Below are 25,319 nucleotides of genomic sequence, written 5' to 3' on the forward strand. Positions count from 1 at the left end.
GCTCGTCCATCACACACGATTCCCGGCCGGACACACAATCAGCGACACGGACCGCAACCGCAAGCTAAACCGGGGGTTCGCCCGCAGCGCGCCCCGCCTCGAGCTGCTTCTTGATCTCGAACGCCATGGTCTTGCCGGCGAGGCGACGCGCATGGTTCATCCCGGCGAGGTCGAGCGAGGCCAGACCCGGCGAGCTCACTCCAGTCGGTTCCGCGTGCAGGAAGTAGTGGACGATCGTCCCGTCCATGACCTGCTCGAGCCACACCTCCATCGTCCCGGTCAGCGGGCCCGCGACAGTCCACCGGACGCCCTTCTCACCGCGATCCTCGCGTACATCCAGAACCAGGTCCGGCCACCAGGCCCGCCACCGTGCAGGCACGGACACGCGGGCGGCTACCTTCTCGGGGGCTGCGGCGACGAACGTCTGGTCGGCGACCTGAATGCTGCTCACTCCCACAGCTTCACACACCGCTCTGCACGGCCGTGACGGGGACCACGTTCCGCGGAGGAGGCGCGGGTTGTCGGTGCAACACCGACGGCCTTGCAGCACGCTCCCGGCACGCGGTCTATCGTGAGGGCCAGGAAACCCTACTCGCCAGTATCTGCAGTGTCGGAGGTTGTCGTGCCCGAGTTCCACGTTCCAGCGACGTTCACAATCCCGGAGGATGCCGCAACCGTCGACTCCGTCTTCGCGCACGCCGCATCGAAGCCCGATCACGTCGTGTTCCGGCGTCTGGTCGGCGGAACCTGGGTGAACGTCTCGGCGCGCACGTTCGCCGACGAGGTCACCGCGGTCGCCAAGGGGCTGATCGCCCGCGGTGTCCAGCCCGGCGACCGTGTCGCTCTCATGTCCGCCACCCGCTACGAGTGGCAGCTGATCGACTACGCGATCTGGGCGGCCGGCGGCGTCACGGTGCCGATCTACGAGACGTCCGCTCCCGATCAGGTGCGGTGGATCCTGGAGGATTCCGGCGCGATCGAGCTGATCGTCGAGACCGCCGAGCACACGAAGTCGGTAACCCAGGTCGCCGAAGAGGCGCCCGATGTTCGTGCGGTCCTGCAGATCGAACCGGGCGGCGACAGCACCGGAGCCATCGCGGAGCTCACCGCGGACGGTGCCGCCGTCTCCGATGAGGAGGTCCGGGCCCGCGCCGACGCGCTCGGGGCCAGCGACCCGGCAACGCTCATCTACACCTCCGGCACGACCGGCCGCCCGAAGGGCTGCCAGCTGACCCACTCGAACCTCATCGCAGAGTCCAAGGGCATCATCGAATCCAGCCTGGGTGACCTGCTGAAAACGCCCGGCGTGAGCACTCTGATGTTCCTGCCGCTGGCACACGTCCTGGCGCGGGCTGTATCCATCGCCGCGTTCGACGCCGGGGCGTCGGTCGGCCACACGAGCGACATCCCGAACCTGGTCCAGACGTTCGGTGAGTTCAAGCCCGACTTCATTCTGTCGGTCCCCCGCGTGTTCGAGAAGGTCTACAACACCGCTCGACAGAAGGCACACAGTGAGGGCAAGGGCAAGATCTTCGACGCCGCCGCTGCCACCGCTATCGCCTGGAGTGAGGCCAAGGACAACGGCGGGCCGGGCCTGCTGCTGAACCTCAAGCACGCAGTGTTCGACAAGCTCGTCTACTCGAAGCTCCAGGCCGCCCTCGGCGGCAAGTGCCGGCTGGCCATCTCCGGCGGCGCACCGCTCGGTGCCCGTCTGGGTCACTTCTTCCGCGGCATCGGCGTCACGATCTACGAGGGCTACGGCCTCACCGAGACGACGGCCGCGTTCGCCGTCAACACGATCGGTCACCAGAAGGTCGGCTCGGTTGGAAAGCCGTTGTCCGGCAATTCCGTTCGCATCGCCGAGGACGGCGAGATCATGCTCCGTGGACCGGTTGTCTTCTCCGGCTACTGGCGCAACGAGGCCGCGACGAAGGAAGCGATCGAGGACGGCTGGTTCCACACCGGAGACCTCGGCACCGTCGACGCCGACGGCTACATCACCATCACCGGTCGCAAGAAGGAGATCATCGTTACCGCGGGCGGCAAGAACGTCGCCCCGGCGCAACTCGAGGACCACCTGCGCGCGCACCCACTGATCAGCCAGGCCATCGTCGTGGGCGACCAAAAACCGTTCATCGGCGCGCTCCTCACCATCGACGCGGAGGCGCTGCCCGGCTGGAACCAGCGCAACGGCAAGCCCGCCGGCACCACCGTCGCCGAGTTGCTGTCGGACCCCGACCTGACCGCCGAGATCGACGAGGCCATCGCCGAGGCCAACAAGCTGGTCTCGCACGCAGAGGCCATCAAGAAGTACCGCATCCTGCCGATCGACTTCAGCGAGGAGACCGGGGAACTCACCCCGACGATGAAGCTCAAGCGCAATGTCGTGCACCAGAGCTTCGCGAACGACATCGAGGCGATCTACAGCACGTAGCCCCCGCTCGAATCCGGCACCCGCGGTCCGCTCGGACCGCGGGTGTCGGCCGTTATCCGGCCAGCAGGGTACGCAACTTCGCGCCGAGCCCGTCCCAGCGCCAGTGTGCCCTCACCCAGTCGCGTCCGGCCGCGCCCATCGCCGCGGCCCGGTCCCGGTCCCCCAACACCTCGATCAGCGACTGCGCAACTTCGTCGACGGAAGTGCCGTCGACCACCAGCCCGGTCTCACCCTCGACGACCGTTTCCGGCGCTCCCCCTGAACGCCCGGCGATCACCGGCACCCCCGTCGCCGAAGCCTCCAGATAGACGATGCCCAGCCCCTCGACGTCCAGTCCGGCGCCTCGGGTGCGGCACGGCATCGCGAAGACGTCCGCAATCGTGTGGTGGGCGGCCAGTTCCTCCGCAGGGACTCCGCCGGTGAACACGACATGTTCGGCGACGCCGCACTCGCGGGCGATCGCCTGCAGGCGCTCGGCGTACGGACCGCCGCCGACGATCACCAGCACAGCTCCGTCGATGGTCCGTCGCACCGTCGGCAACGCCCGGATCAGCTGATCCTGGCCCTTCCGGGGGACCAGCCGCGACAGGCACAGGATCGTCGGCCGGTCGCCGAGTCCGTACCGGGCGCGCAGATCTGCCCGCGCCGCCGGGTCCGGGCAGAACACCTCGGTATCAACCCCCGACGGCAGATGCTCGAGTCCCGCATGCGGGCCGAAGGCCGACGCGAAACGGCCACGCGTGTACTTGCTGACATAGGTCACGACGTCGGTGTGGTCACCGATCCGGCGCAGCGCCTGGCGAGACCCGGGAAGCATCGACCAGCCCACCTCGTGGCCATGGGTCGACGCGATCACCCGCTGGGCACCGGCCCGTCGGACCGTCGGGGCCAACAGCGCCAGAGGTGCCGCCGCGCCGAACCACACGTTCGTGCATTCGAACTTCTCGACGAGCCGCGCCGCCCGGCGCGCCACGAACGGCGTCGGCACCATCAGTGTCGTCCGGTGGCGCACCACCTCGTACGGTTGTTCCGCGTCGAAGCGCACATGACTGTCGTCGCGCCAACGCGGTGCGTAGACCACCAGCTCACCGGGCGGCAACTGGGCCGCGAAAGATTGCAGGTACGACTGGATTCCCCCCGGGCGCGGAGGAAAATCATTCGTCACCAACAGGGTTCGACGCATGTGTTCACCGTAGGACCCGACGCCGGAAAGGACCGACGCAGGGTCAGGACAGCTGCTGCTTGACCCAGGTTCCCCAGGACTGGACCAGACCCTCCGCGCTCGTGCCCAGAACGGCGCGGATCCGCGCATCGAGCTCGACCCCCGTGACCGGCCCCGATGCAAGGTCGCGGTACAGCGCGTCGAGGCTGGATTCGCCATATGTGGCCGCAACGAAAGCAGCAACCGACCAAGATGATTCGTAGGCGAGGCGGGCCACATCGCCGCCGGCCCGGAAATCCTCGTCTCTCGGCAACGACGCCGGTGGCCCACTCTCGGCAACCGTCGCAGCGAGGGTGGGGGCGAGCTGTTCGAACGTCGCCTCCAGGCCCCGGTATCCGACGTAGTCGGCGTACCCTTCGAGCATCCACATGGGTGACCCGTCCTCGGTTGCCGATCGAGCCGCAACGTGGGTGAGTTCGTGCCGCAGCACCGCCACCCTCGTCACATCGGTCAGGCGACTCGCTGCCGCCGGGCTGAATACGATCCGCTGACCCGAGACCGTGTCCGATCCCGGTTCGATGGCGTCGGATATCGCGACCGCCGCGATGTCGGATCCGCTGTGGCCGGAGCCGACCAGCGCCGCGAACTCCTCCTGTGAGCCCGCAACCATCACGACAGCGCGGCGAGCCCAGTCCTCGCCCCACACATCGGTCACGTGCGCGACCGCGTCAGCTAGCTCGGTCGCGAGCACATCCACCATTGCGGACTGCTCCGGATGCCCCAGCACCACCGAGGATCGGCCGTCGGCGCCGCCCACCCGACGCACCTCGACCGGACCGAAATCCCAAGGGCCCCGCCATGTCTCGCGCTCCGATCCCGGCATCTGCGAATCACTCACGAGCGCCCAGTCGTCACCGTGACGGGCCAGCAGGACCGACACCGGCTTTCGCGTCGGCTGGGCATCGGCTCCGTCGATCGCGTAGCGCAGGTACACCGTCGGCGCCCATACGTCGGAGGCCCCCAGTTGGTCCACCACCACAGACGGCACCGGAACCTCCGGATCCTCGGCGATCTCGTAACCGAACTCGGAGAACGGCACATCCGCCGCATTGCCGGCCCGCCGGATCTCCGCGTCGAGAAATCCGGGGGTGGCTCCCGGATCGAACAACGCCGGCAATGCCGTCGTATCCCCGGTTCGCACCGCCTGGGCCCACGCGTCGAGCAGGGCCTGCGCACCCGCCCGGCGGCCATCCTCGTACGGGTTGCCGATCGGTGCCGCGCCATGACGGCCATCTCGATCGTGACCCGCCCGGTCGAATGCCGTCAAAGCCAGGACCAGCGTCACCGCGACCGCGAGTCCGGCCAGTCCCGCCCACTCCCACCGCCGCACACGCCGACGCGGCGTGGGACTGGGAGATTGATCTTCAGCGGGCACGCCCGAAAGTGTAAGAGCCACAGACGCCGATGAACCCGATACCCCTGGGTATCGGGTTCATCGGGTCCGTGCATCAGACGCGGATCGGTACCTCGTCAGTACCGCCGCGCGCCATAGAACGGCATCGACGCCATCGAATCGACCTTCACCGGAGTGCCGTACGTCGAAGCGTGCAGCACGTTCCCATCGCCGGCGTACAGCCCGACATGGGAGGCGTCGTTGTAGAACAGCACGACGTCGCCGGGCTGCAACTGCCCCTTGTCGACGGGAGTGCCGCCGCCCGCCTGAGCCTGGCTCGAACGGGGCAGGACCTTGCCGATCTGCTTGTACGCCCAGACCACCAGCCCGGAGCAGTCGAACGCATCGGGTCCGGTCGCGCCCCAGCTGTACGGCTTTCCGACCTGTGTCAGGCCCGCCTGCAATGCTGCGGAGCCGGATCCTGGCGCAAGATTGGCGAGTATCCGGCCCGCGTCGAAGCCCGCGGGGAACGGACTACCGGCGAGCTGAGCCCGTTCGGCGCCGGTGAGCTGATCGAAGGCCCGGGTGACCGAGTCGATCTGCTTCTGCAGTTCACTCTGCTTGTTCTGCAGCTCGTCGCTGACCAGCTTGGCCTGCTCGGTCGCGGCGCGGGCGGCGTCCGCCGACACGCGCGAGGCCTCCGCGGCCACGGCTGCCTCGGACGTCGCCTGCTTGAAGCCGGAGACGGCCTTCGCGGTCTCGTTCGAGATCGCGTCGAGCGCGGACATCTGATCGAGTAGTTGCTGGGGGGAATCGCTGACCATGAGCGCATACAGGCGGTTGGTCCGGGCACCCTGATAGCTCGCGGCCGCGAGTTTGCCGACCGCAGGACGGAACTGGTCGATCCGGGCACCGGCGGCAGCGAGGAGTTCGCGGTCGCTGGCCAACCGCGCCTCGGCGGTCCGCTGGGCGGACTGCTTGCCGTCGAGATCGATCTGGGCGTTGTGTAGCGCCTCGGTCGTCTGCTCAGACTGACGGGAGAGCTCAGCCAGTCGCTCCAACGCCTCGGTCGGGTTGGCCACGACCGGATCGGCGGACGCTGGCATCGCCGGAATCGCGACGAGCGTCAGGGAGAGAACTCCCGTAGCCAGAGCAGTACACATCGAGCGCTTCATCTTCTGCGAGGCCACAGCAGCGCGACTCTCCGTTTCTCGATTTGTCTTCTCGATTTGCCTCTGCCGCACAGATGGGCGGCAGAGTCCGTAATGTCTCGAAGAGGTTACGGAATGGCATATGTCCGTGTCTACCCGGGAGTAGACACCCGCGGGATCACGACGACCCCCTCAGGCACAAACACGAGGACGGGCCCGACGTCGCCGGACCCGCCCTTCGTATCTGTGTCTTCACATCACACTAGCTCAGCGGCCGCGGTGGCCGCGGTGGCCGCGGTGGCCTCAGTAGCGGCGAGCACCGTCAAACGGCATCGACGAAACGGGAGCGAGCTTCACCGGCTGGCCCGCGGTCGACGCGTGGATGACGTTGCCGTTGCCGGCGTAGATCCCCGAGTGGCTGCCGCCGTAGAAGGAGATCACGTCGCCGAGACGCAGATCCGACTGCGGAACCGCGACACCCGCAGCGGCCTGGTCGTAGCTGGTGCGGGGCAGGTTCAGCCCGGCCTGCTTGTAGGCCCACTGCACCAGACCGGAGCAGTCGAACGAATCCGGGCCGGCCGAGCCGTAGACGTAGGGAGCGCCGAGCTTGCTCTCGGCAGCCTTCACAGCCTTCTCACCTGCGGTGACAACCGGAGCCAGCGGAGCGGGCGCGGGGGCGCCGGGAGCCGGCGCGAAATTTCCGAGCACAGAGTCGACCTGCGCCTGCGACACACCGGGAACGTCGACGGTGCCGACGCCCGGGATGCTGATCGGCTCGGCGAGTGCCGGTGCCGCGGAAACCGTGACCGCTCCGAAGGCAAGTGCACCGGCGACGACTGCGCGTCGCGCGGAACGCTTGAAAGTTGATGACGCCACGAAAAGGGGTACTCCGTTTCTTCCGTTCATCCGCCGACCGAGTTAGCTGACGGGTTCGGGCTGGGAAGATCAGCCCTACCCTCCGAAGCGCGCAGTGCACACTCGGTGGGATTCACCCCAGAAGAACTTGGGTTCCCGGCACGTCACCTCTCGAGAGGCTTCGATTAGGCGGTCCCAGCGATGCCACCCCGGTTCGGGCGGCAAGACTCCGCTAGGTCTCGAGAAGATTACGAAACCGCATACCTTCGTGTCGACCGCAGCGCCGAATATTGATCCGATTCACCGCTTTTGCCCGACGTTCGGGTCGACCATCGGCAACCAAGTCACGACCAGATAACGATGGGTCCGATTCCGCGCCGAGCACACACCCCACCGCGGCACCGGCGAGCCGCGCCCGGGTCCGCCCGCGACACCCCGAGCCCGGGTTACACCAGGTCACCCGACCACCCTCAGGACGGACCGTGACGAAGACCGGTCGGTCTACTTCGATCGCCCACCGGCGCCATCCACCGACCCCACCTCCGCGGTTCGCCGACCCCCACACGAACCTCGCCCTCGCATCCCGGCACGACGAATGTGATCCTCGTCTCTCGATGCTTTTTCGGTGCCGATTCCGGTGTTGCCACACCAATTTTCGTCTGCCAGGAAGTGCCCGCCACCGAGATGTCGGTACTCATCTCTAGTGTCATCGCCGTGAGCCTGCCCCGTCCCCGACCGTCTGGCCGGAGTCTCGACTCGGATCGTTCGGGCGGCATCCAACTCAGCTTCGACGAGCTCGACACCCCGCTACGCGAGACCACCTTCGTGGTGGTCGACCTGGAAACCACCGGCGGCAGTTCTGACGCCGACGCCATCACCGAGATCGGCGCGGTGAAGGTGCGCGGCGGCGAAATACTGGGCGAGTTCGGCACGCTCGTCGACCCGGGCCGCGCCATTCCGCCCTACATAGTCCAGATCACCGGCATCACCACAGCGATGGTGCGGGAGGCGCCGCGGATCGACGCGGTGCTACCGACGTTCCTCGAGTTCGCGGAGGGGGCGGTCCTGGTAGCGCACAATGCCGGATTCGATATCGGCTTCCTCAAAGCGGCGGCGGCGCGAGCCGCACTGCCCTGGCCCCGCTTCCAGGTGCTGTGCACCGTCAAACTGGCGCGGCGCGTACTCAGCCGCGACGAGGCCCCATCGGTCAAGCTCTCCGCACTCGCGACGCTGTTCCGCTCGGAAACCACACCGACTCACCGCGCGCTCGACGATGCCCGTGCGACCGTGGACGTCCTGCACGCGCTCATCGGGCGGGTCGGGAACCAGGGCGTGCACAGCCTGCCCGAGCTGCTCGACTACATCCCGAACGTCTCATCGTCGCAGCGCGCCAAACGGTCACTCGCCACGCACCTCCCGCAAGCCCCCGGCGTCTATCTGTTCCGCGGACCGTCCGAAGAAGTGCTCTACGTGGGTACCGCATCCGATCTGCGCCGACGGGTCCGCACCTACTTCACCGGTTCCGAGACCCGAGGCCGGATTCGGGAGATGGTCGCGCTGGCAATACGGGTCGACCACGTCGTATGCGCACATCCCCTCGAGGCCGGCGTGCGCGAACTGCGACTGCTCAGCGCTCACGTGCCCCCGTACAACCGGCGCTCCAAGTTCCCGATGCGTGGGTGGTGGATCACGCTCACCGAGGAGGCCTTCCCACGGCTGGCGGTGGTCCGGATGCCGACCATCGACTCGCTGGGGCCGTTCCGCTCCCGCAGCGACGCCGCCGATGCCGCTCTGACCGTTGCAGAGTTCTGCGGCATCCGGACCTGCCGGTCGCGAATCCCCAAGGGCAGCAGGCACGGTTCCAAGTGCCCGCCGAAGGAGATCGGTAGTTGCCCGGCGACCGCCGACACAGAGGACGGGTACCGCGCTGCGCCAGAGCTGGCCCGGGCGCTCTTCCGCGGCACGGACGACGCACCGCTACACCGGATGCGGGAGCGCATCGAGGAACTGGCCGCGAGCGAGCTGTTCGAGAGCGCGGCCCGGCTGCGAGACAGAACGGCGGCGCTGGGACTGGCACTGCGCCGGATGCAGCGGCTGTCCGCCCTCGCGGCGGTGGAGGAACTGATAGCCGCCCGGAAGGACCCAGGCGGCGGTTGGGAAATCGCGGTCATCCGCGCCGGCCGTCTGGCGTCCGCCGGCACGGCCGCGCAGGGCGTGCCTCCCATGCCGGTCGTCGAGACCCTCGCCGCGTCGGCCGAGACGGTCCGCACCGAGCCGACGCCGTTGCGCGGCGCCTCGCCGGAGGAACTGGCCGTCGTGGCCCGCTGGCTCGAATCCGATGGCGTACGGATCGTTCGCGCCAGTAGCGGCTACGCCGAACCCGCCCACGGCGCCGGCGGATGGGAGGACTGGTGCACACTCGCCCGCGCGGCCGCACCGCCTACTGTGATGGTCGAATGACCGCACGGTGCCGAACCGCAGCACTGTGCAGAGCACACTCGAGGAGCGCAATGATCACCGCCATCGTCCTGATCCATGCCGAGGCCAACCGGATCCCGGAGACCGCGCAGGCAGTGGCCGACCTCGCCGGGGTGGCCGAGGTGTACTCGTGCGCCGGCGATATCGATCTCGTCGCGATCGTCCGGGTGCGCGACCACGCCCAGATCGCGGAGGTCGTGACCGAACGCATCAACAAGGTGCGTGGAGTCACCAAGACCGCCACTCACATCGCGTTCCAGTCATACTCCAGTGCCGACATCGAGGCCGCGTTCTCGCTGGGCGAGTAGAAGTCCACGCGCAGCAGGCCGCCGCGTTCGAGTCGAGCGCGGCGGCCTGCTGCGCCGGATCAGCGCTGCGTCCCGGCGGATCGACTCCGGGTCACCGCGAAGCTGCCAGCTCTGCGGTCAGCGCCGCCCACCGGTCCAGAAGCGCCGCTGCCGCGCCGGAATCGATGGCGTGGGCCGCCTTCGCCATCCCGGCAGCCAGCGACGACTCGAGGCTGTCGCCGATACCGTCGAAGGCTGCGATGGCACCCGCGGCGTTGAGTAGCACAGCATCCCGCACCGGACCGGGTTCCCCGGCGAAGATGCCCCGAGCAACCCTCGCATTGTCCTCCGCGTCCCCGCCGCGAAGCGCATCGAGCGGTACCCGGGCGATCCCGAGTGCGGTCGGGTCGAACTTCCGCACGGTCACGCTGCCGCCGTCGACCACGTAGACCACCGATGTGGTCGACGTCGTGATCTCGTCGAGCCCGTCGTCGCCCCGGACCACCAGGGCCGAGTTGCCGCGCTCCGCCAGCACACCCGCGACCACGGGGATCAGGTCCTCGAACGCGCACCCGATCAACCCGGCCCGAGGGCGCGCCGGGTTGGTCAGCGGTCCGAGCACATTGAACACCGTGGGAATGCCGATTTCCTTCCGCGGGGCCCCAGCGAAGCGCAGTGCCGGATGGAACACCGGTGCGAAGCAGAAACCGATCCCGACCTCCTCGACACAGCGAGCAACTTCCTGCGCGCCGAGGTTGATGTGGACACCGAGCGCCTCGAGCACATCAGCGCCGCCGCTCTTCGAGGACGCCGCCCGGTTGCCGTGCTTGACCACGCGCACGCCGGCCGCGGCAACGACGACCGACGCCATCGTCGAGATGTTCACGGTGTGGGAGCGGTCACCACCTGTGCCGACCACGTCGACGACGTCCTGGGACACGGGCACGGTCTTCGCGTGGCCGAGCATCGCGTCCGCGAGTCCCCGAAGCTCCGGGGCCGTCACGCCCTTCATCTTGAGGGCTACCCCGAACGCCGCGATCTGCGCGGACGTCGCATTGTCGGACATGATCTCGTCCATCGCCCAGCCTGTGTCCGCGGCGGTGAGGTCGCGTCCGTCGGTCAGCACTCCGAGCACGGCGGGCCAGCTCCGGTCAGTTGCGCCTGCCACTTGTTCCGTGCCCTGCGCCACTGCCTGCCGCACCATCGCGACCCCTTCTCTCGTTGCCCACCGACCGCACGGCGGAGCCTGTCGCCCCGCAGCTTAGTGCTCAGCCCTCATCCCCCGACGACGACGGCGCCTGCAATCCCTCCCAACCGACCGCGGTGCCGCCGAGTCGCTGCGCCAGACTCGCCATCCGGGACCGTTCCTGCGAACAATGCAGGGCGTCGAGGACCTGCACCCGCTGCAACAGGAGGGTGACGCTGCCATCCGTGCCAGGGGTCGGTTCGCCGGCCGGACTGTAGCCGTCCTGCGCCGCAATCCCAGCAGCCGCATCGACAGCATCGGCGGGCAAAGTCAGGTGATGTCGGAGAACTGCCTCGCTCGCAGGGATCCACGCGGGCTCCCCCGCGGCGCCCCGTTCGAGCACCGTCGAGCACGACTCGGCGTCGTCGAATCCGGACGCCACCACGACGAGGTCGGTGCGGGCCGAATCCAGGGGCGCGGGACCGTCGCGAGACAGAAGTTCACGTAGCCAACGTGCGACACCGCGCGTGAGTTCCATGTGCCTACCTTGTCACGTTTGCCGGGCCCCACCGCCGCAGGAATAGAACACCCTCTGACGTGCGCCGACGCGCCGAGAGCGGACCCGGGTGGCCTTCTGTTACGACGAAGCGTCATACTTCTCAGCGTGACGAGCGCAGTAGGGACTTCAGGATCGGCAATCACCCAACGCGTGCACTCGCTGAACCGACCAAACATGGTCAGCGTTGGCACCATCGTGTGGTTGTCAAGTGAGCTCATGTTTTTCGCAGGGCTCTTCGCTATGTACTTCGTTGCGCGGGCGCAAGCCGGCGACAACTGGCCGCCGGAGCCCGTGCATCTGAATCTGGCACTCGCCGTGCCGATCACCGCGGTGCTGATCGCATCCTCCTTCACCTGCCAGATGGGTGTCTTCGCGGCGGAGAAGGGTGACGTCTTCGGCCTCCGGCGCTGGTACCTGGTGACCCTCGCCATGGGCACGTTCTTCGTGCTCGGCCAGGGCTACGAGTACACGGTGCTCGTCAGCGACGGCGTCACCATCTCGAGCAGCGTGTACGGCTCCGTCTTCTTCATGACGACCGGCTTCCACGGCCTGCACGTCATCGGCGGCCTCATCGCGTTCGTCTACTTGATCATCCGCACCAAGGTCAGCAAGTTCACGCCTGCCCAGGCCACTGCTGCGATCGTCGTCTCGTACTACTGGCACTTCGTCGACATTGTGTGGATCGGCCTGTTCGCCACGATTTATTTCATCCGTTAGCCAGCTGAACGACCAGGCAGCCCCCTGACGCTTCAGTCGTCCCGACATACCAAAGGGATACAGATGAGTTCATCCCCCCCTCCCGCAATCGAGGGTGACATGCCCGACCGCACCACAGCCGCCAAGTCGCGCCGCCAGCGTAAGTTCCGCCGGCGCGTCACCGGCGCGTTGATCCTGATGATGGGTCTCGTGAGCGCCGGATTCCTCGCTTCCGCGTTGACACCCGCACCTCAGGTGGCGACGGCGAACGACGATTCCGCCGCACTGATCCGCGAAGGCAAGCAGCTCTACGACACCTCCTGCATCACATGCCACGGCGTGAACCTGCAGGGCGTCCAGGATCGCGGCCCCAGCCTGATCGGTGTCGGCGAGGCCGCCGTCTACTTCCAGGTCTCCTCCGGCCGTATGCCGGCGGCGCGCAACGAGGCCCAGGCCAGTCGCAAGCCCGCCAAGTTCGATGCGCGTCAGACCGACGCCATCGGCGCATACATCCAGTCGCAGGGTGGCGGCCCGACCCTCGTGCGTGACGCGAACGGTGAGATCGCACAGTCTTCGTTGCGCGGCGGCGACGTTGCCCGCGGTAGCGAGCTGTTCCGCCTCAACTGCGCCTCGTGCCACAACTTCACCGGACGCGGCGGAGCGCTGTCCTCCGGAAAGTACGCCCCCGTTCTGGATCCGGCCAGCGAGCAGCAGATCTACGCCGCCATGGTCACGGGCCCCCAGAACATGCCCAAGTTCTCCGACCGTCAGCTCACGCTCGACGAGAAGAAGGACATCATCGCCTACGTCAAGCAGTCGAGTGAGGTTGCTGCCCCCGGTGGCTACGGCCTGGGTGGTCTCGGCCCGGCATCCGAAGGACTCACCATGTGGGTCGTCGGAATCATCGCTGTCGTCGGTGCAGCACTGTGGATCGGAGCAAGGTCATGAGCGACGCCGGCAGCGGCGATACGCCGAAGAAGTACACGGACGACGAACTCGACCGGATGAGCCGGGACGAACTCGTCAAGCTCGGTACGAATCTCGACGGCGTCGATGTCGCGTTCCGCAGGGACCGCTGGGCGGTCTCCGGTACCAAGGCCGAGAAGCGCGCCGAGCGTTCGGTTGCCTTCTGGTTCATCCTCGCAGGTATCTCCGCGGTTGCCTTCATCGGAATCTTCCTGTTCTGGCCATGGGAATACGCGGGTCCGGGTGAGGACACCTACTGGGCATACAACCTCTACACCCCGCTGATCGGCCTCACGATGGGTCTGGCGATCCTGGGGCTGGGCGTCGGCGCGGTGAAGTTCACCAAGAAGTTCGTCCCGGAAGAGGTTTCGATCCAGGACCGCCACGACGGCGGCTCCGCCGAGGTCGACAAGCGCACCCTCGTCGCGCAGCTGGGCGACACGCTGGACACGTCGACCATCGGTCGCCGCAAGATGATCAAGCGCAGCCTGATCTTCGGTGGCGGCGCGATCGGCATCATGTCCGTCATGCCACTCGGCGGCATGATCAAGAACCCGTGGGCCAAGGGCGACAACTCCCCGCTCTGGGTGTCCGGCTGGACCCCCCGCTACCAGGGCGAGACCATCTATCTGCGTCGCGACACCGGCCGTCCGCACGACATCGTGTTGGTGCGTCCGGAGGACCTCGACGCCGGCTCCATGGAGACGGTGTTCCCGTTCCGCGAGTCCGAGCGTGGCAACGACGAGGAGCTGTTCAAGGCCCTGCGCGGTATCCGCAACTCGGTGATGCTCATTCGTCTGCGCACCGCGGACACCGAGAAGGTTGTCAAGCGTAAGGGTCAGGAGAGCTTCAACTACGGCGACTACTTCGCGTACTCGAAGATCTGCACCCACCTCGGCTGCCCCACCTCGTTGTACGAGCAGCAGACCAATCGAATCCTGTGCCCCTGCCACCAGTCGCAGTTCGATGCGCTGCAGTACGGCAAGCCGATTTTCGGTCCCGCTGCGCGCGCGCTTCCGCAGCTGCCTATTACAGTGAACGAAGAGGGCTACCTCGTCGCCAACGGTGACTTCATAGAAGCCCTCGGCCCGGCATTTTGGGAGCGTCGACCGTGACCACTACTACTCAGTCCAGAGTTGCCGCACAAGCGGAGGGCGTGGACTCCCGCTATCACATCGCGGCGGGGATGAAGCGACAGATCAACAAGGTCTTCCCGACCCACTGGTCCTTCATGCTCGGCGAGATCGCGCTCTACAGCTTCCTGATCCTGCTGATCTCGGGTGTCTACCTGACGCTCTTCTTCGATCCTTCGCTGGCAGAGGTCACCTACAACGGCGCCTACGAGCCGCTCCGCGGCGTCGAGATGTCCCGCGCCTACGCGACCACCCTCGACATCTCGTTCGAGGTTCGCGGCGGCCTGTTCGTCCGTCAGATCCACCACTGGGCCGCACTGATGTTCGCTGCGTCGATCATCGTGCACCTGATGCGCATCTTCTTCACCGGCGCGTTCCGCCGCCCGCGTGAGGCGAACTGGGTCATCGGCTCGCTGCTGTTGATCCTGGCGATGTTCGAGGGCTTCTTCGGCTACTCGCTGCCCGACGATCTGCTGTCGGGTACCGGCCTGCGTGCCGCCCTGTCCGGCATCACCCTCAGTGTTCCGATCGCCGGAACCTGGCTGCACTGGCTGATCTTCGGTGGCGATTTCCCGGGCACCCTGATCATCCCGCGCCTGTACGTCGCCCACGTGCTGCTGCTGCCCGGCATCATCCTGGCCCTCATCGCGGCTCACCTCGCGCTGGTGTGGTACCAGAAGCACACGCAGTTCCCCGGCCCCGGCCGCACCGAGCAGAACGTCGTCGGCGTTCGTATCCTCCCAGTGTTCGCTCTCAAGGGTGGCGCGTTCTTCGCCTTCACCTTCGGTGTGCTCGCCCTGATGGGTGGTCTGCTACAGATCAACCCGATCTGGAACATCGGTCCGTACAACCCGTCCCAGGTATCGGCGGGCTCGCAGCCCGACTTCTACATGATGTGGACCGACGGCCTGGCCCGTCTGTGGCCCGCGTGGGAGATCTACCTGTTCAACCGGTACACGATTCCCGCGGTGTTCGCTGTCGCGGTCATCATGGGCCTGGTGTTCGCACTGCTGATCGCCTACCCGTGGATCGAGAAGCGTTTCACCAAGGACGACGCACACCACAACCTGCTGCAGCGTCCGCGTGACGTCCCGGTCCGCACCGGTATCGGCGCGATGGCGATCTCGTTCTACATTGTCCTGACGCTGTCCTGCATCAACGACATCATCGCGTACCACCTGGACATTTCACTGAACGCGATGACCTGGATCGGGCGCATCGGCATGGTGATCCTGCCTCCGGTCGCCTACTACGTCACCTATCGGTTCTGCCTGGGTCTGCAGCGCAGCGACCGCGCGGTGCTCGAGCACGGCATCGAGACGGGCATCATCAAGCGCCTGCCGCACGGTGAGTACGTCGAGATCCACCAGCCGCTCGGACCGGTCGACGACCACGGTCACCCGATCCCGCTCGAGTACCAGGGTGCTGCGATCCCGAAGAAGATGAACAAGCTCGGTTCGGCCGGTAAGCCCGGCTCGGGCAGCTGGGTCTCCGCGGACCCGGTCGAGCAGAGCAAGGCTCTCGAGGCCGCCGAGCATTCCGGCGAGCACGAGCAGCTGAAGATGCTCACGGAGTACCAGGACCGTATTCGTGGAAACGGCTCCGGCGACGGCGAAGTTCACTAGCTCGCCGAGACCAATCAGAAGGGCCCCGAACCGACTCCGGTTCGGGGCCTTTCTGATTTCGGTCGCGATGCCCGATCAGCAGCCCAATTGATCCGCGAGGTCCAGGAAGTCGGCGGCGTTGATGTCGAAGCTGTCGTCGAACGTCGTGTCCACCACTCCCCCGGGCCCGAACTCGAGCGGTCGTGCGACAAAAGCTGTACGGAAGCCGAGCGCTGCTGCCGCCCGCAGATCGTACTTATGACACGCGACCATCGTGATCCGCTCGTGCGGGAGCCCGAGATAGCGTGCCGCCATCCGGTAGCTCGCCGGATCGGGCTTGAACACACCCGCCATCTCGGCGGTGAACACCGCATCCCAAGGTAGCCCGCCGTGTTTCGACATCGTCACCACAGCGCTGACATCGGCGTTGGACAGCGTCGCGATCGTGAACCGCCTCTTGAGCCGAGTCAGCCCAGTCACGGTGTCCGGCCATGGCTCGAGGATTGCACAGTCACCCACTCCCCGCCCCTGCCGACGGCGGCCCCATCCAACGCGGCGAAGTATCCGGCCCGCCACCGTTCGACCATCGGCTCCCAGAGATGCCCAGGATTGCGGCCGGCGTCGATCCGCCGCAGTGCCGCTGACACCGTCGCGAAGAAGTCCACCGCCGTGCCCTGCACATCGAACACCAGGGCTGCCTGGACATCAGTCATCGTCGATCCACCCTGCCTGCCGGTGGACGGCCGGACGAGCCGCCGATCCGGCTGCGCAGGGTCGCCAGGCCGGGACCCTCGAGCTCGTCCGCGACACCGTGACGGCCGGCGATGGACATGAGCAGCGCTTCGCCTGGTCCACAGACGTCAGGTCCGCTTCCCGCGGTCCAGTTCAGATCCGTAGCAACCAACCGAAGGCCGAGGATCCGGCGGCGCGCTCCGATGGGGGGCGCTATCCGCACGAAGTCCAGAGCCGGCACCAGCCGCTCGGCGGGAATCTCGCGAGCAACGCCGAGCGGACGCCGAATATCCTGCTGATGGATCATTCCGTCGACGAGAGCGATCCGGCTCCCGAACGCGGTCGTGAGTCCTCGTGGTTGCATGCTGCGTTCGAGCAAGTCGAGCAGTTGGTGCGGGCTGTACCCGGCAAAGTCGTCCAGCCCGATCGCATTGGCACGGTCGAACCGTAACCAGCCCCGAGCGAACCGGCGGGCAACCCCGCCCGGGCCCAGCTCTTCGTAACTGAGCATGTGAGCAACGACGTCGCGGACGGTCCAGCCCGCGCACAGCGACGGCACCTGCCATTGCTGTGGGGTCAGTGAATGCAGGAAAGCCGCGAGCTGGGCCCGCTCGGCGTGGGCAAGCGCCGCCACGTCACGCATCGCAGCTCCCGACCCTGTGACCGTCCTCGAGTAGCTCGCCGGACCTTGCGCGGCCACCGCACCCATGGGACTGCGGCCGCGGCTCGTTCACCGACGTACCCCGGATCTGCCAGTTCTGGTAACCATAGGCCGCAGTATTCCCCACCCTGAGCGAGCCGTGGGTTGCTTGCGCCCGAGCGCTCGTAGTCGGACCCGCGTCATAGAGTGACGAAATGGGCTGGCCGACTCTGGACTCGATGGATCGCAACCTGGCGTCGCACGCCGGTCATCTCCATCACGCGGTTGCCGGAGCGCGTGTATGGGACGACGGCGATCTCGTCGTCACCGACAGCGGGCTCCGCGACGACACCTTCAACATCGTCTGTCGTGCCCGGATCGCAGAGGACGACGCCGGTGCCCGCGTCGCCGATCAACTCCGCGCGACGGGCCGCCCGTTCTCGTGGTGGGTAGGCCCGACGTCGTCGCCCACCGATCTCGGCGGTCTACTGAGTGCGCATGGACTGATCGAGTCGGAATCCGAGCTGGCCATGGTTGCGGCTCTCGCCGACGTGCCGACTTCCCCAGTGCACCAAGCACTTTCGGTGGCTACCGTCGTAACCCAGCAACAGCTTCGCGACTACGCCTGGTTGCTGGCGGCCAACTGGGATCCGCCGTCCGGGACTGTCCTCGAGTTCCTCGACCGGGCCGCGTCGGCGATCCTGGACAGCGCATGCGCCAGCCGATACTTGGACACACGGCTCACTTCCGGACCGTCGGCACCTACACCGAGTACGCGCTGTAGTCAGCCACACCGCCCACAGACGACGAAGGCGCCGAACCCACTGGGTTCGGCGCCTTCGTGCGGCTGTTGTCGAGAGCTAGTGCTTCTCGGGTCCGACGTGGTACTCGAAGACCAGTCCGGCGGCGGCCGCGAGAACCAGCACCACTGCGACGACAATCATCCAGGCCTGGAAAAAGGCCAGCGACAGAGCGGCGACACCGGCGGCACCGGCCAGCAGAATGGGCCAGTAACTGCCGGGGCTGAAGAAGCCCAGGTCGCCCGAACCGTCGGAGATCTCCGCCTCCTCGTAGTCCTCCGGGCGGGTATCGAGACGACGAGCCACGAACCGGAAGTACGTGCCGACGATGAGGCTCAGGCCCGCCGAGAGAACGATGGCAGTAAGGCCGGCCCACTCGATTCCGGTGCGCGACATCGCGGTGAAGACACCGTAGACGATCGCGACGAGAATGAAGAACACCGTCAGGATCTCGAAGAGCTTCGCTTCGATCTTCATATCAGTTCTTGTCCTTGGTCAGAGATTCTCGGGATTCGCGGGCGGTGTCAGTTGCCGCTGGTCGATGCCTCGCGCACGGTGCGGTCGGTCTTGAACGGCGCGGTGGAGGTCGCGTTCGACGGTTCGCCGATCGACGCCAGCGCCTCCGCTGTCGTCAGCCCCTTGCCACCGTCCTCGACTGCCTTACGGGCTTCGATGTACTCCTCGAACTTCTCCGGGGAGACAGCACGAACCTCGAAGTTCATCATCGCGTGGAAGGTGCCACACATTTCGGCACAGCGGCCCACGAATGCGCCTTCCTTCTCGATCTCACTGATCTGGAAGACGTTGTCGGAATTGTTCTCCTTGGGGTTCGGGTTCACGTCACGCTTGAACAGGAACTCCGGCACCCAGAAGGAGTGGATGACGTCCGACGACGCGAGCACGAACTCGACGCGCTTACCGGTCGGCAGCACGAGGATCGGAACCTCGTTGCTCGAGCCGATCGTCTCGATCTTGTCGTAGTGCAGGTAGGACAGATCCTGCACGTTCTTACCGTGGATAGGACCGATCTTCTCCTCGCCGCGCTCGTCGGTGCCCTCAGGCTTCGACGCAGCGAGCGCGGCCGCCATCGCTTCCTCGTCGGTGCCGTCGTACTTGGCGGTGCCGTTGCCGAGATCGATCGTGCGGTAGCCGAACTTCCAGTTCCACTGGTATGCCGTGACATCCACCACGACGTTCGGATTGTCCTTCTTCTCCGTGACGTAGTTCTGCACCACGACAGTGAAGTAGAAGAGGACGGCGATGATCACGAACGGAACTGCCGTGTAGAACAGCTCCAACGGCACGTTGTACGCCGTCTGGCGGGGGAACTCGGGCGAGTTCTTCTTCTTACGGTGGAAGATGACCACCCAGAAGGTGAGGCCCCACACGATGACGCCCATGACGAGGGCGGCGACAACCGACCACGTCCACAGTTCGCGCATACGTTCTGCCTGCGGGGTAACTCCCGAGGGCCACCCGAAGCGAAGCACCGAGTTGTCGATTGAACATCCCGACAACAGCATGGCAGCTATGCCCAAAGATGCTGCCAGCCCGGCTCGCCGAAGGATCCGACCTTGCGCCACGTTCACGCCTTCCTGATCGCCGCAATTCCACTAGGGCACACCCGAAGGGCAGGCCCAATTACTACGCAGCGTAGACCAAAGGCGTCGATCCTCCACCGTCGGGGCTGCGCCCGTGTTGCAGTCGGGACCAATGGCCTTCCACAGTACGCGCGCGACCTGGGATTCAGCTGAGATCGTCATGCCCCGTGACGGTCGGCGGACAGAAACTGCGGCATACTTCCGGAGGGGATCGGACCTCTCGGGAGTGCCGACTCGCGACCGACCAACGACTCTGAATCGAGGTGCTGGACGCCGTGTGCGGACTGCTCGGACTTCTGACCACCGACGGCACCAGCGACGACGCCGTCGCCCGGGTCGACTCGGCCATGCGCTGTCTGCGGCACCGTGGACCTGACGAGCACGGCACCTGGCATGACGACGACCTGATCTTCGGGTTCAACCGCTTGTCGATCATCGACATCGAGCACTCCCACCAGCCGTTGCGCTGGGGTCCGCCCGAGAATCCAGAGCGGTACGCCCTCACCTTCAACGGCGAGATCTACAACTATCTCGAGATCCGCGCCGAGCTCGCCAAGGATCACGACGCCCAGTTCCGCACCGAGGGCGACAGCGAAGCGATAGTCGCCGCGTTCCACTACTGGGGCGCCGACGCGGTCCGCCGACTGCGGGGCATGTTCGCGTTCGCGGTGTGGGACACCGAGGCGCGCGAGCTGTTCGTCGCCCGCGACCCGTTCGGCATCAAGCCGCTCTTCATCGCCACTGGTACGAACGGCACCGCGTTCGGCAGCGAGAAGAAGAGCCTGCTCGAGCTGGCCGACGTGGTCGGCATCGACACCGAACTCGACCCGAGAGCCGTCGAGCACTACACCGTCCTGCAGTACGTGCCCGAGCCCGAGACGCTGCACGTTCGGATCCGCAGGCTCGAATCCGGCTGCTACGCACGCCTGTCGCCGGGAAAGACGCCCGAGGTCACGCGGTACTTCACCCCGAAGTTCCCGGCGCTGCCGTTCACACCGGGCAGCGAGGCTGCCCGCTACCGGGAGATCGCGGAGGCCCTCGAGGATTCGGTGGCCAAGCACATGCGCGCCGATGTCACCGTCGGTTCGTTCCTGTCCGGCGGCATCGACTCCACCGCCATCGCGGCGCTTGCGATGCGGCACAACCCGAACCTGATCACGTTCACGACAGGCTTCGAGCGGGAGGGCTACTCGGAGATCGACGTGGCCGCCGAGTCGGCCGCCGCAATCGGCGCCCGCCACGTGACCAAGGTCGTCTCCCCCGCCGAGTTCGCCGACGCGATCCCCGAGATCATCTGGTACCTCGACGACCCGGTGGCCGACCCGGCGCTGGTGCCGCTGTGGTTCATCGCGAAGGAGGCCCGCAAGCACGTCAAGGTCGTCCTGTCCGGCGAAGGCGCGGACGAGCTGTTCGGCGGCTACACCATCTATCGGGAGCCGCTGTCGCTCAAGCCGTTCGACTACCTTCCTGCGGCGCTACGGCGCGCGGCGGGCAAGCTGTCCGAGCGCATCCCGGACGGCACGAGGGGCAAGAGCCTGCTCAACCGTGGCTCGATGACGCTCGAGGAGCGGTACTACGGCAATGCGCGCAGCTTCAGCGACGCACAGTTGCGGTCGGTCCTGCGCGACTTCCGCCCCGAGTGGACGCACCAGGACGTCACTGCGCCGATCTACGCACAGTCCCGCGACTGGGATCCGGTGGCGCGCATGCAGCACCTCGACCTGTTCACGTGGTTGCGCGGCGACATCCTGGTCAAGGCCGACAAGATGACGATGGCGAACTCGCTCGAGCTGCGGGTGCCGTTCCTCGACCCTGAGGTGTTCGACGTCGCGTCGCGCGTCCCGCTGGACCAGAAGATCACGAAGACGACGACGAAGTACGCATTGCGTCAGGCTCTCGAGGGCATCGTGCCGCCGCACGTGCTGCACCGCGCGAAGCTCGGCTTCCCGGTCCCGCTGCGGCACTGGCTGGCCGGCACCGAACTGTTCGATTGGGCACACCAACAGATCGCCGAATCGGGCACCGACCACATCTTCGACAAGGCCGCGGTCACTCGGATGCTGAACGAGCACCGCGCGGGCACGTCCGACCACAGCCGCCGACTGTGGACGGTGCTGTGCTTCATGGTGTGGCACGGCATCTTCGTCGAGAAGCGCATCGTGCCGCAGATCCAGGAGCCGGTGTACCCGGTCAGCCTGTAGGCGCTTCGCGCCTGTGCGCCTTTCCGGTAGCTGGAGCAACCGGAAAGGCGCACAGGCGGCGCAGCCGCCATCTTCTTCTTACGGCAGCAGCGCCGCGATCTCGTCCGCAGCTGCCTTGCCGTACGCCTCGGTAAGGCGCTTGATGGCGTCGTCGCGCTGGAACGTCCATTCCTGGGTGCCGACCGTCTCGAGGACATACACGGCGACCAGCGAGCCGAGCTGCGCGGAGCGCTCGAGGCTCAGGCCGGCGTTGTGGGCGAGCAGGAAGCCCGCACGGAACGCGTCGCCGACACCGGTGGGATCGACCTTGCCCCGCTCGGGCACGACGCCGACGCGGACCCAGTTGCCCTCGGCGTCGACGATCTCGACGCCCTTCGCGCCGAGCGTGGTGACGCGCAGCCCGACCTGGGCGCGGATCTCCTCCTCGGACAGTCCGGTCTTCTGCTGCAGCAGGCCCCACTCGTACTCGTTGGTGAAGAGGTACTTGGCGCCTGCGATGAGCTTCTTCGCCTCGTCGCCGGACAGGCGGGCGAGCTGCTGCGACGGGTCGGCCGCGAACGGTATGCCGAGCAGGCGGCACTCGTCGGTGTGGCGGACCATGGCCTCGGGATCGTTGGCCCCGACCAGTACCAGGTCCAGTTCGCCGGCGGACTTCGCGACCGCGGCCAGCTCGATTCCGCGCGCCTCGCTCATCGCGCCGGGGTAGAAGGACGCGATCTGCGCCATGTCCTCGTCGGTGGTACAGACGAATCGAGCCGTGTACGCGGTGTCGGACACGCGCACCGCGCTGCAGTCGACGCCGTTGGACTCGAGCCACTCGCGGTACTCAGCGAAGTCTGCACCCGCCGCACCGACCAGCAGGGGCGAGCCACCGAGCACGCCCATCGCATAGGCGATGTTGCCGCCGACGCCACCGCGCCGGATCACCAGATCGTCGACGAGGAAGCTCAGCGAGATGTGCGCGAGCTGGTCGGCGAGCAACTGCTCGGCGAAACGCCCGGGGAACCGCATGAGGTGGTCGGTGGCGATGGAACCGGTAACCGCAATAGTCACGTGCGGGCGCCTTTCAGCTCGGATGGGCTCAAGGCACTATGACGCGGAGCCCGCCGGTTGGCAGACTCCGCGTCATAGAGCGTCAAGAAGGTGTCGTTCGGGACTCAGTTGAAGGAGTCGCCGCAGGCACAGGACCCTGTGGCATTGGGATTGTCGATCGTGAAGCCCTGCTTTTCGATGGTATCGACGAAGTCGATCGAGGCGCCCTCGACGTACGGCGCGCTCATCCGGTCGACCGCTAGGCCGACTCCACCGAACTCGACGATCAGGTCGCCGTCGAGGTTCCGATCATCGAAGAACAGCTGGTAGCGCAGTCCCGCACAGCCACCCGGCTGCACGGCGATACGCAGCGCGAGGTCGTCGCGCCCCTCCTGATCGAGCAGTGCCTTCGCCTTGGAGGACGCGGCCTCGGTCATCGTGACGCCGTGAGTGGCGGTCTCGTTCTGCACAGTCATGGGCTCTCCCTGTCGCTCGTGCCAAACCCGTGATCGCTTCAACGGTACTCCGTACCACGCTATTCCTCATGTATCACCCCTGCTCGCATCGCTCCGCCCCCAATGCACGGAGACCGCGGAGGTCAGACTGCGGAGCTGGGTGGCGGCCTCCTGCATGGCCCGCTCCACCGATCCGGCGAACTCCGCGACCGATACGGCCTGGGCGATTCCGGCGGCCCGCACCGTCGCCTCATCGAGAGCGACCTGACCGGCGATCACGACGATCGGGACCCCGGCCCGGCCCGCCTTCACCGCGAGGGACGTGACCAGCTTCCCGCGCAGCGACTGGTGATCGAACCGTCCCTCGCCGGTGAGCACCAGATCGGCCGCGGCCAGCTGGCCCTCCTGCCCCGTGCACTCCGCCACGACCGACGCCCCGGACTCCCGGACCGCACCGAGAGCCAGCAGTGCGGCACCGAGCCCCCCGGCTGCGCCCGCCCCGGGCAGAGCCTCGACTGCACGTCCGGTCGCGTCGTGCAGCCTCGACGCCCAGTCCTCGTTGCGCCGTTCGAGCAGTTCGACGGTGTCCGCATCCGCCCCCTTCTGCGGTCCGAACACCCTGGCGGCGCCGTGCTCGCCGAGCAGCGGGTGCTCGACATCCGTGGCGGCGACCAATTCGACTCCCGCGAGCCGGAGGCGTGCGGTAGCCAGCCCACCGAGGGCGTCGATCATTCCCCGGCCTCCGTCCGTACAGCAACTGCCGCCGAGACCGACCACGATCCGCCCGGCACCCGCGTCCAGAGCCGACGCGATCAGCTGGCCCACCCCGCGGCTGTGCGCCTGCAGCGCACTCTCCGGCGTCGGTCGGCCGTCGAGGAGCGCGAGCCCCACTGCCTGCGCCGATTCGAGGTATGCGACGCCATCCGCAAGCACCCACTGCGCAGCGGCGGCCCTGCCCAGCGGCCCTTCCACGGTGGTCGATCGGAGCCCGCCGAGGGATGCCGCGATCACATCGGCGAATCCGGGACCGCCGTCGGACTGGGGCGCCACCACCACGGTGTCGCCAGGCCGAGCGGCCGACCAACCTGCGGCCATCGCCGCAGCCGCCTCTACCGCAGTGAGTGTCTGGCCGAACGAGTCGGGTGCGATCAGCACGTGCATCAGCGGAGTGTATGGCCCTCCTCCGACCTCGGCATTTCGAGCCATACCGGGCATCGCCTACGGGCATCCAGTTTCGCCTCCGGCGTGGTTATCCCATAGCCTGGACGTGTGAAGCTGCTACGCCGAGGCGACTCCGACAGTTCCGACAAGCGCGATGTCGAGGTCACCGAGTCCACCACTGAGTCGGCCGAGGCCGCCGGTGCGACGCCGGGCAAGGGCCGCCCGACCCCGAAGCGCCGCGAGGCCGAGGCCAAGCGGCGCGGTCCGGTGGCACCTGCGCCACTCACCGCCAAGGAAGCTCGCGCCCGCCGCAAGGCGACCCGCGGGTCCAAGGAGGACCGCAAGGCCGCTGCCGCCGAACGGCGCGCCGAGTCGGCCGAACGGCGAGCCCGGATGCTCGCCGGTGAGGACAAGTACCTGCTGCCGCGAGACAAGGGACCGGTCCGCGCCTATGTGCGTGACATCGTCGACAGCCGTCGCAATCTGGTCGGCCTGTTCATGCCGCTCGCGCTGGTGCTCATCATGGCGATGTTCCTGAACCCGGTCATCCAGAATTACGTCACACTCGCGATGCTGGTGATGATGCTCTTCATGGCCGGCGAGGGCTACTTCCTCGGCCGCATGATCAACAACCGCGTCCGCGAACGCTTCCCGGACAGCACCGACGGTGGCTTCAAGCTGGGGTGGTACGCCTTCGTCCGCGCGTCACAGATCCGCAAGATGCGCGCCCCCAAACCGCGTGTCGGGCCCGGCGACGCGGTCTGACGGAAACTCCCGTATCGGGCCGGTCCTC

The 25,319-nt window shown here is 66.9% G+C and carries 23 protein-coding genes, 1 pseudogene and 1 riboswitch; of the genes and pseudogenes, 9 read left to right on the forward strand and 15 right to left on the reverse strand.

The window, feature by feature from the left end:
• Positions 1-64: 64 nt before the first annotated feature.
• Entirely contained in the window at positions 65-451 is a 387-nt protein-coding gene (locus ERC79_RS02125; protein ID WP_131575326.1) for a polyketide cyclase / dehydrase and lipid transport, read from the reverse strand.
• A gap of 171 nt (positions 452-622) precedes the next feature.
• Between ERC79_RS02125 and ERC79_RS02130 the strand changes: the two genes are divergently transcribed.
• Positions 623-2,434 (forward strand): long-chain fatty acid--CoA ligase, encoded by a 1,812-nt coding sequence (locus ERC79_RS02130; RefSeq protein WP_131580648.1) that lies wholly within the window; start codon positions 623-625, stop codon positions 2,432-2,434.
• 52 nt (positions 2,435-2,486) lie between these two features.
• Here ERC79_RS02130 and ERC79_RS02135 read toward each other — a convergent pair whose 3' ends face one another.
• The 4 genes from ERC79_RS02135 to ERC79_RS02150 all read right to left on the reverse strand — a co-directional run bounded on the left by ERC79_RS02135 (position 2,487) and on the right by ERC79_RS02150 (position 7,016).
• Complete coding sequence (locus ERC79_RS02135; protein WP_131575328.1) at positions 2,487-3,617, reverse strand: glycosyltransferase family 4 protein; 1,131 nt, start codon at positions 3,615-3,617, stop codon at positions 2,487-2,489.
• 43 nt (positions 3,618-3,660) lie between these two features.
• Entirely contained in the window at positions 3,661-5,031 is a 1,371-nt protein-coding gene (locus ERC79_RS02140) for a hypothetical protein (protein ID WP_207390410.1), read from the reverse strand.
• 95 nt (positions 5,032-5,126) lie between these two features.
• Positions 5,127-6,179: an NlpC/P60 family protein gene (locus ERC79_RS02145; RefSeq protein WP_207390411.1), complete on the reverse strand. Its 1,053-nt coding sequence runs from the start codon at positions 6,177-6,179 to the stop codon at positions 5,127-5,129.
• Between the two features lie 264 nt (positions 6,180-6,443).
• Positions 6,444-7,016, reverse strand: a complete 573-nt coding sequence (locus tag ERC79_RS02150; protein WP_131575330.1) for a C40 family peptidase — start codon at positions 7,014-7,016, stop codon at positions 6,444-6,446.
• A 15-nt stretch (positions 7,017-7,031) separates the two neighbouring features.
• A riboswitch (cyclic di-AMP (ydaO/yuaA leader) is annotated at positions 7,032-7,197 on the reverse strand.
• 518 nt (positions 7,198-7,715) lie between these two features.
• Between ERC79_RS02150 and ERC79_RS02155 the strand changes: the two genes are divergently transcribed.
• Both ERC79_RS02155 and ERC79_RS02160 read left to right on the forward strand, forming a co-directional pair.
• Positions 7,716-9,455 (forward strand): DEDD exonuclease domain-containing protein, encoded by a 1,740-nt coding sequence (locus ERC79_RS02155; RefSeq protein ID WP_242676833.1) that lies wholly within the window; start codon positions 7,716-7,718, stop codon positions 9,453-9,455.
• A gap of 50 nt (positions 9,456-9,505) precedes the next feature.
• A complete protein-coding gene (locus tag ERC79_RS02160; protein ID WP_131575332.1) occupies positions 9,506-9,781 on the forward strand; it encodes an Lrp/AsnC ligand binding domain-containing protein in 276 nt (91 codons plus the stop codon).
• A 91-nt stretch (positions 9,782-9,872) separates the two neighbouring features.
• Here ERC79_RS02160 and trpD read toward each other — a convergent pair whose 3' ends face one another.
• Both trpD and ERC79_RS02170 read right to left on the reverse strand, forming a co-directional pair.
• Complete coding sequence (trpD, locus tag ERC79_RS02165) at positions 9,873-10,964, reverse strand: anthranilate phosphoribosyltransferase (RefSeq protein WP_131575334.1); 1,092 nt, start codon at positions 10,962-10,964, stop codon at positions 9,873-9,875.
• A gap of 64 nt (positions 10,965-11,028) precedes the next feature.
• On the reverse strand, positions 11,029-11,484 hold the full coding sequence (locus tag ERC79_RS02170) for a hypothetical protein (protein ID WP_131575336.1): 456 nt from the start codon (positions 11,482-11,484) through the stop codon (positions 11,029-11,031).
• 126 nt (positions 11,485-11,610) lie between these two features.
• Here ERC79_RS02170 and ERC79_RS02175 point away from each other — a divergent pair, with 126 nt between their 5' ends.
• The 4 genes from ERC79_RS02175 to ERC79_RS02190 all read left to right on the forward strand — a co-directional run bounded on the left by ERC79_RS02175 (position 11,611) and on the right by ERC79_RS02190 (position 15,925).
• Entirely contained in the window at positions 11,611-12,222 is a 612-nt protein-coding gene (locus ERC79_RS02175) for a heme-copper oxidase subunit III (protein WP_131575338.1), read from the forward strand.
• Between the two features lie 63 nt (positions 12,223-12,285).
• Complete coding sequence (locus ERC79_RS02180) at positions 12,286-13,149, forward strand: c-type cytochrome (RefSeq protein ID WP_207390412.1); 864 nt, start codon at positions 12,286-12,288, stop codon at positions 13,147-13,149.
• Positions 13,146-14,282 carry a ubiquinol-cytochrome c reductase iron-sulfur subunit gene (locus tag ERC79_RS02185; protein WP_131575340.1) on the forward strand — a complete coding sequence of 379 codons (1,137 nt, stop codon included), beginning with the start codon at positions 13,146-13,148 and terminating at the stop codon, positions 14,280-14,282. The genes ERC79_RS02180 and ERC79_RS02185 overlap by 4 nt, the downstream gene beginning before the upstream one ends.
• Positions 14,279-15,925: a cytochrome bc complex cytochrome b subunit gene (locus ERC79_RS02190; RefSeq protein WP_131575342.1), complete on the forward strand. Its 1,647-nt coding sequence runs from the start codon at positions 14,279-14,281 to the stop codon at positions 15,923-15,925. The genes ERC79_RS02185 and ERC79_RS02190 overlap by 4 nt, the downstream gene beginning before the upstream one ends.
• 75 nt (positions 15,926-16,000) lie before the next feature.
• Here the strand turns inward: ERC79_RS02190 and ERC79_RS02195 are convergent.
• From ERC79_RS02195 to ERC79_RS02210, 5 genes and pseudogenes are all read right to left on the reverse strand, one after another.
• Positions 16,001-16,617 (reverse strand): annotated as a pseudogene (locus ERC79_RS02195) (HAD-IA family hydrolase).
• On the reverse strand, positions 16,614-17,279 hold the full coding sequence (locus ERC79_RS02200; protein WP_131575344.1) for a maleylpyruvate isomerase family mycothiol-dependent enzyme: 666 nt from the start codon (positions 17,277-17,279) through the stop codon (positions 16,614-16,616). Before ERC79_RS02200 ends, ERC79_RS02195 begins: the two are co-directional and overlap by 4 nt.
• A 616-nt stretch (positions 17,280-17,895) precedes the next feature.
• Positions 17,896-18,021: a hypothetical protein gene (locus ERC79_RS23680; protein WP_278249719.1), complete on the reverse strand. Its 126-nt coding sequence runs from the start codon at positions 18,019-18,021 to the stop codon at positions 17,896-17,898.
• Positions 18,022-18,136: 115 nt separating this feature from the next.
• A complete protein-coding gene (locus ERC79_RS02205) occupies positions 18,137-18,553 on the reverse strand; it encodes a cytochrome c oxidase subunit 4 (RefSeq protein ID WP_131575346.1) in 417 nt (138 codons plus the stop codon).
• 47 nt (positions 18,554-18,600) lie between these two features.
• Positions 18,601-19,665 carry a cytochrome c oxidase subunit II gene (locus ERC79_RS02210; RefSeq protein ID WP_131575348.1) on the reverse strand — a complete coding sequence of 355 codons (1,065 nt, stop codon included), beginning with the start codon at positions 19,663-19,665 and terminating at the stop codon, positions 18,601-18,603.
• A 287-nt stretch (positions 19,666-19,952) separates the two neighbouring features.
• Between ERC79_RS02210 and asnB the strand changes: the two genes are divergently transcribed.
• On the forward strand, positions 19,953-21,878 hold the full coding sequence (gene asnB, locus ERC79_RS02215; RefSeq protein WP_131580653.1) for an asparagine synthase (glutamine-hydrolyzing): 1,926 nt from the start codon (positions 19,953-19,955) through the stop codon (positions 21,876-21,878).
• Between the two features lie 78 nt (positions 21,879-21,956).
• Here asnB and ERC79_RS02220 read toward each other — a convergent pair whose 3' ends face one another.
• The 3 genes from ERC79_RS02220 to ERC79_RS02230 all read right to left on the reverse strand — a co-directional run bounded on the left by ERC79_RS02220 (position 21,957) and on the right by ERC79_RS02230 (position 24,526).
• Complete coding sequence (locus ERC79_RS02220) at positions 21,957-22,931, reverse strand: carbohydrate kinase family protein (RefSeq protein WP_131575350.1); 975 nt, start codon at positions 22,929-22,931, stop codon at positions 21,957-21,959.
• A gap of 104 nt (positions 22,932-23,035) precedes the next feature.
• On the reverse strand, positions 23,036-23,386 hold the full coding sequence (locus ERC79_RS02225) for an iron-sulfur cluster assembly accessory protein (protein ID WP_131575351.1): 351 nt from the start codon (positions 23,384-23,386) through the stop codon (positions 23,036-23,038).
• A gap of 66 nt (positions 23,387-23,452) precedes the next feature.
• A complete protein-coding gene (locus ERC79_RS02230; protein WP_131575353.1) occupies positions 23,453-24,526 on the reverse strand; it encodes a glycerate kinase in 1,074 nt (357 codons plus the stop codon).
• A gap of 108 nt (positions 24,527-24,634) precedes the next feature.
• Here ERC79_RS02230 and ERC79_RS02235 point away from each other — a divergent pair, with 108 nt between their 5' ends.
• Positions 24,635-25,291 carry a DUF3043 domain-containing protein gene (locus tag ERC79_RS02235; RefSeq protein WP_131575355.1) on the forward strand — a complete coding sequence of 219 codons (657 nt, stop codon included), beginning with the start codon at positions 24,635-24,637 and terminating at the stop codon, positions 25,289-25,291.
• Positions 25,292-25,319 lie beyond the last annotated feature (28 nt).

This window comes from Rhodococcus sp. ABRD24, assembly GCF_004328705.1.
GTDB lineage: Bacteria > Actinomycetota > Actinomycetes > Mycobacteriales > Mycobacteriaceae > Prescottella.

Excerpts from the sequence above, each read along its gene's own strand:
- ERC79_RS02135 (WP_131575328.1), bottom strand. The coding sequence starts at position 3,617 with ATGCGTCGAACCCTGTTGGTGACGAATGATTTTCCTCCGCGCCCGGGG.
- ERC79_RS02200 (WP_131575344.1), bottom strand. The coding sequence starts at position 17,279 with ATGCGTGACGTGGCGGCGCTTGCCCACGCCGAGCGGGCCCAGCTCGCG.
- ERC79_RS02205 (WP_131575346.1), bottom strand. The coding sequence starts at position 18,553 with ATGAAGATCGAAGCGAAGCTCTTCGAGATCCTGACGGTGTTCTTCATT.
- ERC79_RS02170 (WP_131575336.1), bottom strand. The coding sequence starts at position 11,484 with ATGGAACTCACGCGCGGTGTCGCACGTTGGCTACGTGAACTTCTGTCT.
- trpD (WP_131575334.1), bottom strand. The coding sequence starts at position 10,964 with ATGGTGCGGCAGGCAGTGGCGCAGGGCACGGAACAAGTGGCAGGCGCA.
- ERC79_RS02160 (WP_131575332.1), top strand. The coding sequence starts at position 9,506 with ATGATCACCGCCATCGTCCTGATCCATGCCGAGGCCAACCGGATCCCG.
- ERC79_RS02225 (WP_131575351.1), bottom strand. The coding sequence starts at position 23,386 with ATGACTGTGCAGAACGAGACCGCCACTCACGGCGTCACGATGACCGAG.
- ERC79_RS02185 (WP_131575340.1), top strand. The coding sequence starts at position 13,146 with ATGAGCGACGCCGGCAGCGGCGATACGCCGAAGAAGTACACGGACGAC.
- ERC79_RS02180 (WP_207390412.1), top strand. The coding sequence starts at position 12,286 with ATGAGTTCATCCCCCCCTCCCGCAATCGAGGGTGACATGCCCGACCGC.
- ERC79_RS02230 (WP_131575353.1), bottom strand. The coding sequence starts at position 24,526 with ATGCACGTGCTGATCGCACCCGACTCGTTCGGCCAGACACTCACTGCG.